The organism is Ralstonia pickettii, assembly GCF_000607165.1.
Lineage (GTDB): Bacteria > Pseudomonadota > Gammaproteobacteria > Burkholderiales > Burkholderiaceae > Ralstonia > Ralstonia holmesii.
This window is the reverse complement of the sequence record NZ_JFZG01000018.1, coordinates 1-1,568: the sequence shown is the minus strand read 5'-3', so window position 1 is coordinate 1,568 and position 1,568 is coordinate 1. Positions and strand designations below refer to the sequence as shown.

3 protein-coding genes are annotated in these 1,568 nt (G+C 63.9%); all 3 read right to left on the bottom strand.

The window, feature by feature from the left end; genetic code table 11:
* On the bottom strand, positions 1 to 725 hold a 725-nt coding region (locus BG83_RS0116550; RefSeq protein ID WP_024977762.1), incomplete at its 3' end, for an IS66 family transposase.
* Positions 726 to 787: 62 nt separating this feature from the next.
* Positions 788 to 1,114, bottom strand: coding sequence for an IS66 family insertion sequence element accessory protein TnpB (gene tnpB / locus BG83_RS0116545; protein WP_131807846.1), 327 nt, complete (start codon positions 1,112 to 1,114; stop codon positions 788 to 790).
* Positions 1,115 to 1,119: 5 nt separating this feature from the next.
* A complete protein-coding gene (gene tnpA / locus BG83_RS0116540) occupies positions 1,120 to 1,491 on the bottom strand; it encodes an IS66-like element accessory protein TnpA (protein WP_004633552.1) in 372 nt (123 codons plus the stop codon).
* Positions 1,492 to 1,568: the final 77 nt, after the last annotated feature.

Below are 1,568 nucleotides of genomic sequence, written 5' to 3'. Positions count from 1 at the left end.
CTCAGAACCTCTTCTTGCAGGGCGTCCACCAGCGGTTGCAGACGCACGCCACAGATGCCCACCCACGCGCCCAGTGTCGATTGCGGGATGGCCAGACCGGCGCGCGCATAGATGCGCTCCTGCCGATACAGGGGAAGGTGGTCGCCGAACTTGGACACCAGCGTATGTGCCAGCAGTCCGGCCGTCGGGATGCCTTTGTCGATGACGTGGGGTGGCACCGGCGTCTGCACCAGCGTCTCACACTGATCGCACACCCATTTGCCGCGGATGTGACGCTCCACGGTGAACGTGCCCGGCGTGTAGTCCAGCTTCTCGCTGATGTCTTCGCCAATGCGCTTGAGCGCACACCCACAGGTGCAGGTCTCTGCGTCCGGCTCGTGGTGGATGTCGGTGCGCGGCAACTGCGGCGGCAATGCCTGGCGCTTGGGCTTGCTCTTGGCTTCAGATTTGGACGACGGCAGGAGCGCTTCCAGTTCGGTCTCAATCGCCTCGAGGTCTGCGTCAATGGCTTCGTCCAGCAGACTCGCCTGTTCAGATGTCAGTTGCTCGCTGCGCTTGCCGAACTTCCAGCGCTTGTGGATGGCCAGCTCGTGTGTGAGCTGGTCGATCTTGGCTTGCCGGTACCGCAACTCCCGGTCCTTCTCGCCGACCTGGGCCATCAACTGCGCAGCCAGTGTGCGCAGTTCGTCCGGGCTCAGGGCATCGAGGTTGGTGGGTAGGTTCATGCGGCGAGTCTGCCAGAACCCCAAGTCCTCTGGAAGGAAGCCAGTTTACGGCTTTGGGGGTATTACACGACCGTGATCGCGTGGTCGTGGGTGAGCGTCTGCCAAGGCAGCCCCGTCACCAGCGCACGCAATTGCTCGGGATTGAGCGCCGTGGCGATCGCCTGGTCGCCGTTCGTCCAGATGAAGCGCCCCTTGTTGAGGCGCCGCGCGGCCAGCCAGATGCCGAAGCCGTCGTAGACCAGCACCTTCATGCGCGTCGAACTCTTATTGGCAAACAGGTAGGCGTGGTGGGGGCGTGCCGCGCCGAACACCTTGACGACCCGCGCGAGGATCGTTTCGGTACCGGCGCGCATGTCCAGCGGCTCCACGGCCAACCAGATCGCGTCCACCCGAATCAACGCAACCACCCTTGCAGCCACTGGGCGCACTGCGCTGCGGCCGATCCCGGCCAGCGAAGACTGATCGTCGTCGCGCCACGGCGGACTTCGATCTGGATGTCCGGCACGGCAGTGGTCGGCTCGCCGATCCGCAACGGGATGAACTCGCCTTGCGGCACCCTCATCAACTCGCGGTCCTCAGGCGCGCCATTCTTTGCTTCCTGCTCGGCGACCCAGCGCCGCAGCAGATTCGCATTGAGGCGATGGTGCAGGGCTATCGCCGCGATCGAAACACCCGGCTGCATGCACTCCTGCACTGCCTTGGCCTTGAACTCGGCGCTATGCCGACGTCGGCGCCGTATTGGCGCGCTCTCTTCGATAGTGTCCACGTGTCCACCTAGAACTAGATGGACACGATGCTCCTTGCTACGCGGGTCCCCTTCAAGACGGGTTCACCGGGTGCTTA